Genomic DNA, 5,664 nt, shown 5'->3' on the forward strand with positions numbered 1-5,664 from the left:
GACATACCCATATGAAAGAGTTTGGAAAATTTTCCAAACTTATGACGATTGTCGCTGTTGCTATTTTATACGCTTCTATAACGGGTCTTACACAAGAACACAAGGGGACTCAGGTGGATCAAAGATAAACTCTTATTCTTTGATTTCAGCGATCTTTTAAACTACCTGAAAAAAAGTGAGGGGGAGTATGGATGCGGATACCAAAACGCTGAGCAATTCGGTTCATTGAAAGGCCGCTTGCGTATAAAACGAAGACTGATCTTGTCTTTCTCGGGCACACCTCGTGAAATTTTTTCCACATTTTTTACATTTGTGCCGCTCTCCCCCCCCCCAACAAAACCGCTTTTAAAGCAATCTTAAACATTCACAAATTTTACATACACAATCATTTTTAGAAACTTTTAAAAGACTTGCTTTTACCAATTCTAACAAAAAAGTATTTAGTTAAAAGCTTCGAAAATATGCTATTTCGTATCCAAAGACGTTATAAAAAATTTAAATGGATAAAACGCATAAATTTAGAAAAAGTTAAAATGAAATAAAAGGCAAGATAGAATCTTACCTTTTTTGAGTTGAGTTAACACAATTCCCTATAAAGATTTACCGATAGATATAAAAAAATCCGGGGGACACCTTTTGTTACTTTTTTTTACACAATCCTCAATACGACCGCCTGTGTAATCGTTTTGATATTTTTTCAGAATCCTTGTATTTTCCTTTTTCTCATAAAATGCCACACCTAAAATCCACACAATACTCCCCACAATAAGTTCTTTATCTTATTTATTTGGGTAAGTGGGAATGTTTTGGTTTGTTTTTGTGTCTATAATTCTAATAATGTCGTTAAATTTTGGGTCATCTTTCGATTGATTCTTTTCTAAAAAGGTGACAGTTTCTTCTATTGCTTTTACATAATCTTCTGCTGTTTGTTCTAATTTTTTTTTCTCTTTTTTAACTTCATTTAGTTGTTTATGCAGTTCTATTATCTCTATGTTGATTGATGGAAGTTTTGTTCTTAGTAAATTTATATTTTTTTCCACTTTTAAGAAATCATTTTGTAACTTTTTTAATTTATCTTCGCAGTTTTTTTGTTTAGTTTCGTTTAAAATTTGCTGTGAAGGCGTTTCTTTTAAGGGAGCGCTTTGTTGGGAGTAAGGCTGTGTACTCGTTATTGTCATGTTTGCGTTACTTTTCTGTTGAGAAGAAGCATTTCCTGTTTCTGGAACAGTTGAGGAGCCTTCTCCAGCAGCAAAGCAGTTGCCTGCTATGAATATAAATATTAAAGTAAAATATTTTATTATCATTTTTGTTTTTTGTTTTTTTATATAAGTTCATTTTATTATAAAAAATATAATTTTTTATTTTACAAATAGAATTTTCTTGAAGCTTTTAACTAAAGATATTTTTTATTAAATTTAGTAAAGGAAGTCTTTTTTAAAAGTCTATAAAAAAGATTGTATGTAAATTTTGTGAATGTTCGGAGTGCTTTAAAAGCAGTTTTTGCCCGAAAAAGACAAGCTCCAAGCCTTCGTTTTATACGCAAGCGGCCTTTCAATGAACCGAATTGCTCAGCGTTTTGGTGTCAGCGCGAGCGCTGTTTTGAAGAAGGCGGGCACCTTAGGATCAAAGCTATGCGCCAAAATTGAGCCATCCCCAGAAAAGACAAAGGTATTGTCAAGGAAGTCGATCTATGATCGTGCTGGAAAACGGATTATCGATTGGGAATTTGGTGATCACTATAGTCAAGCATTCAAACGACTTTTTGAACGATTAAAATTTTTGAACGATTAAAAAAATGGAAAATTTTATTTTATTGCGCAGATCATTGGGCAGGTTTTTATAAAATTATTCCAAGTAACAGCCTCTTTCAGGGAAAAGATACCCCCTTTTCCATTAAACAAAATAACGGTCAACACCGCCATTGGTTTGCAAGATTTTGCCCCTCCCTTGAAAACACACGCTCTCTTGAAATGCCGAAGGTAACACTGCGTATTTTTTCGGCACTTCACGTTAATAAAACTTTGAAAATTAATCATGCTACCTTTGGTTAAAAGTCTCATATTTTCTATAATTTTTTTAATTGTTGTATCAAATTTAAAGAAAATTCTATTTGTAAAATAAAAATTATATTTTTTATAATAAAATCAACTCATATAACATATAAAAAAAAAAATAAAAATGCTGATAAAATATTTTATTTTACTATTTATATTCACAGCAAGTAACTGTTTTGCACCTAGGGAAGGATCCTTAAGTAATACAGAAAAAGACAATCAAGCATCAGAACAAAATTCCTCAAGCGGTCCTTCCTTAAGTACAGAACCAAAAAACACCCAAAACACGACGCAGCCCAGTCACCAGCACGGAGAACCCCAGAAAGAAGATGATAACCTTCTAGAGGGTCTGAACAACTATAATGAAAATGAAATACCTTCACAACCAGACTATAATGTTTTCTCAAACAATACAAAGGCCAGTCCCCAGAAAGAAGAACCCCAGAAAGAAGATGATAACCTTCTAGAGGGTCTGAACAACTATAATGAAAATGAAATACCTTCACAACCAGACTATTATGTTTTACTAAATGAATTAGAAAAATTACAAAATGAAGTAATAATAATTAAAGGAAAAATTGATCCATGTCAAAAAAAGTCAATCAACTATGCATCACAAATAAAACTTTTAAAAACAGAATTAATAAATAATAAAAAAAAACTAGAAGAAGCATTGGGTAGTTTAAACGACGCTTTAAATAAAGTTGAAGAACTTGAAAAAAAATTACAGATAAAGAAAAAGAATCCAATCATCCAGCCTTCCCCAAATATCCCATCCAAAATTTCCAAATCAACCTCCTCAACACCCCCAACAACACCTACTCTTACCCCAACAAAACCTAATACCTCTACCCCCCCTACGCCAAAAAAACCTAATACCTCTACCCCCCCCTACGCCAAAAAAACCTAATACCCCATAATGGTGGGAGTATTTTATAGATTTTAGGCATCGCGTTTTGTGGCAAAAGTAAAAAAATTTAAGGTTTAAAGAGGGGGCAGAGCATTTTTATGCAGGCATCGCTACTGTAGTTTATTGATCAAAAAAAATTACTTCTTTAACAGAACGTAACAAAACCACCACAAAATAGGTGTAGAGCCGTTAAAAAATGAGACTTTTAACAAAGGTAGCATGGCATGATTAATTTTCAAAGTTTTATTAACATGAACTGCCGCAAAAATAAGCAGTGTTCCCTCCGGCATTTCAAGCGATCGCGTGTTTGCAAGTGGAGGGCGAAATCTTGCAAACTAATGGCGGTGTTGACCGTTATTTTGTTTAATGGAAAAGGGGGTATCTTTTCCCTGAAAGAGGCTGTTGCTTGGAATAATTTTATTAAAACCTGCCCAATGATCTGCGCAACAAAATAATTTTCCATTTTTTTAATCGTTCAAAAAGTCGTTTGAATGATTGACTATAGTGATCACCAAATTCCCAATCGATAAACTGTTTTCCAGCACGATCACAAATCGACTTCCTTGACAATACCTTTGTCTTCTGGGGATGGCTCAATTTTGGCGCATAGCTTTGATCCTAAGGTGCCCGCCCTCTTCAAAACAGCGGTAGCGCTGACACCCTTGAACAAAACCGCTTTTAAAGCACTCCTAACATTCACAAAATTTACATACAATCATTTTTAGAAATTTTTAAAAGAATTACTTTACCAGTTCTAACAAAAAAGATCTTTAGTTAAAAGCTTCAATTTTTTTAACTGTTATATAAATTTAAATAAAAATCTGTTTGTAAAATAAAAATTATATATTTTTATAATAAAATGAACTTGTATAAAAAAACAAAAGATAAAAACGATGATAAAATATTTTATTCTACTATTTATATTCACAGCAAGTAACTGTTTTGCACCTAATCAAGGGTTATTGAGCAATACAACTCCTGGGAAAAAGCCCTTGAATGATCCAGGAAAAAAAAATTCCAGCTCTCAACAGGGCTCTACCGTAACAGTCTTACCAGCTACTCCAAAAAAAGAACAATTATCAGAAAAACAATTGCAATCATTACAACATGCTATTGAAGCTAATGATCGCTTGGATAGAAAATTAAATGAAGAGAACCTTCTAGAAGGTATAGGTGATCTACCTTTAAAACCCGACAATAGTACTAAGATATCTCAACAAGAAGACTCCTCAAACGACTTAAACAAATGTAGAGCCAACAATAAATACTTAAAGCAAAAAATAAACGAATTAAACAATGAAATAATAGTCGTTCGAGAACAATTATTATCTTCTACAGAACGAGAAATGAGAAATATGCGCAGCTCAAAAGAATATATGGAAACACTAAAAGAAGAAGTTAAATCTTTACAAGAACAAGAAAAAGGCTCCTCGACAAAAAAACAAAAAAGTATGCCTCTCTTAAAACCCCCACACAAAAAAATTCAGCAAACTCCAACAAAACTTAATACCTCTACCCCAAACTCCCCCCCCTTCAAAACAAAATAGAACAGATAAGAAGGCATTAAAAAGTATCAAGGAGTTATAAATTGTTTCATACAGTATCTATTTTAGGACATAAATTCATTAATAAAATTTATATAGATTAGACTGCGCTTATCAGAGTATCAATATGAAAATGTTTTTTATCAAAGTAAAAAAGACAGGACTCTGCTAAGAAAAATTATTTTCAAAAATAGCTATCTTTTATCGTTAGAATTAATAAAAAGCAGATTTTTAGAATCTACACATAAAAATCTGCACACAATTATTTACTCACTAAAATTTTTTCTATGTAAAAATAAACAAAAAATTTACATATTTTTTATATAATAAAAATGTAGACCAAACAATAAAAATAAAATGTTTAATAAAAAAATCTTTGTACTTATTGCGTTCATTGTTTGTTTTGGAACAAGTTCTGTGAACGCTTCTCCAGCAAATCTAAACGACAATGATCGTGAGTTTCTGAAAAGCACCGCTCATAAATCTTCAATGAAGAAAAAGAAACAAACTGTTCCAAATCTGAACGATAATGATCGAGCTTTCTTAAACGATATTCAAAAAGAGAATATGAGGACTATGAGAAAACATTAAAAACATTTTGTCAATAGTTATAAGAAAAAACCTAACGAAAGATTATTCCCCAATTATCTTTTAGAAAACTTTCACAGAACAGCGTGTTAAGGGCAAAGGGGAAGGATTTTACTTTCCCTTTTGTCTATTTTAATTTTTTTCTAAATCATATTTCGCATTTATTAGTCTTTAAGCAGCCCTAAGTTTGTTCTAAAACTTATGAATCTAAACTCAAAATTCATACTCCCCCTCACTTTTTTTCAGGTAGTTTAAAAGATCGCTGAAATCAAAGATTTAAAAGATCGCTGAAATCAAAGAATAAGAGTTTATCTTTGATCCACCTGAGTCCCCTTGTGAAGTATGAATACAAAGATGAATAGAAAGGCGCTCTGACTGTTTTTTTGTAAGCAATTTCTTGTGTAAGGCCCGTTATAGAAGCGTATAAAATCGTCATAAGTTTGGAAAGTCTTCCCAAATCTTTCATAGGGGTATTTTCAAAGTTAACCCCTTGCGTTTTCATAGTTCTGAACAGCCGTTCAATATCCCATCTTTGTTTGTTTAGTACCCGGTCTTTATCTTGAGCAAA

8 protein-coding genes and 1 pseudogene are annotated in these 5,664 nt (G+C 32.2%); 4 read left to right on the forward strand and 5 right to left on the reverse strand.

All coding sequences use genetic code 11. The features are described 5' to 3' along the window. Positions 1 to 145 precede the first annotated feature (145 nt). Together K737_RS09225 and K737_RS00980 are read right to left on the reverse strand one after the other, a co-directional pair. Positions 146 to 364: pseudogene (locus K737_RS09225) on the reverse strand (helix-turn-helix domain-containing protein). 415 nt (positions 365 to 779) lie between these two features. Further along, the gene (locus tag K737_RS00980) at positions 780 to 1,304 is read right to left on the reverse strand and encodes a hypothetical protein (protein WP_006304227.1); all 525 of its coding nucleotides are present in this window, start codon (positions 1,302 to 1,304) and stop codon (positions 780 to 782) included. Positions 1,305 to 1,500: 196 nt separating this feature from the next. Here K737_RS00980 and K737_RS07330 point away from each other — a divergent pair, with 196 nt between their 5' ends. Then, complete coding sequence (locus tag K737_RS07330) at positions 1,501 to 1,791, forward strand: IS1 transposase (protein ID WP_024161341.1); 291 nt, start codon at positions 1,501 to 1,503, stop codon at positions 1,789 to 1,791. 387 nt (positions 1,792 to 2,178) lie between these two features. Next, entirely contained in the window at positions 2,179 to 2,964 is a 786-nt protein-coding gene (locus K737_RS00990; protein ID WP_024161342.1) for a hypothetical protein, read from the forward strand. A 420-nt stretch (positions 2,965 to 3,384) separates the two neighbouring features. Here K737_RS00990 and K737_RS10875 read toward each other — a convergent pair whose 3' ends face one another. Together K737_RS10875 and K737_RS10215 are read right to left on the reverse strand one after the other, a co-directional pair. After that, positions 3,385 to 3,534, reverse strand: coding sequence for a hypothetical protein (locus tag K737_RS10875; RefSeq protein WP_235075647.1), 150 nt, complete (start codon positions 3,532 to 3,534; stop codon positions 3,385 to 3,387). Continuing rightward, on the reverse strand, positions 3,512 to 3,664 hold the full coding sequence (locus tag K737_RS10215; protein WP_023492345.1) for a hypothetical protein: 153 nt from the start codon (positions 3,662 to 3,664) through the stop codon (positions 3,512 to 3,514). Before K737_RS10215 ends, K737_RS10875 begins: the two co-directional genes overlap by 23 nt. Positions 3,665 to 3,857: 193 nt before the next feature. Here K737_RS10215 and K737_RS00995 point away from each other — a divergent pair, with 193 nt between their 5' ends. Together K737_RS00995 and K737_RS09860 are read left to right on the forward strand one after the other, a co-directional pair. Next, on the forward strand, positions 3,858 to 4,511 hold the full coding sequence (locus K737_RS00995) for a hypothetical protein (protein WP_006298149.1): 654 nt from the start codon (positions 3,858 to 3,860) through the stop codon (positions 4,509 to 4,511). 354 nt (positions 4,512 to 4,865) lie between these two features. Then, positions 4,866 to 5,099, forward strand: coding sequence for a hypothetical protein (locus K737_RS09860; RefSeq protein ID WP_006298150.1), 234 nt, complete (start codon positions 4,866 to 4,868; stop codon positions 5,097 to 5,099). A gap of 265 nt (positions 5,100 to 5,364) precedes the next feature. Here the strand turns inward: K737_RS09860 and K737_RS09865 are convergent. After that, on the reverse strand, positions 5,365 to 5,664 hold a 300-nt coding region (locus K737_RS09865), incomplete at its 5' end, for a transposase (protein WP_327059321.1).

Origin of the sequence: Holospora undulata HU1, assembly GCF_000388175.3 — a bacterium.
Lineage (GTDB): Bacteria > Pseudomonadota > Alphaproteobacteria > Holosporales > Holosporaceae > Holospora > Holospora undulata_A.

Coding starts and splice junctions, on each gene's coding strand:
- K737_RS00980 (WP_006304227.1), bottom strand. CDS start 1,304: ATGATAATAAAATATTTTACTTTAATATTTATATTCATAGCAGGCAAC.
- K737_RS00990 (WP_024161342.1), top strand. CDS start 2,179: ATGCTGATAAAATATTTTATTTTACTATTTATATTCACAGCAAGTAAC.
- K737_RS00995 (WP_006298149.1), top strand. CDS start 3,858: ATGATAAAATATTTTATTCTACTATTTATATTCACAGCAAGTAACTGT.
- K737_RS09860 (WP_006298150.1), top strand. CDS start 4,866: ATGTTTAATAAAAAAATCTTTGTACTTATTGCGTTCATTGTTTGTTTT.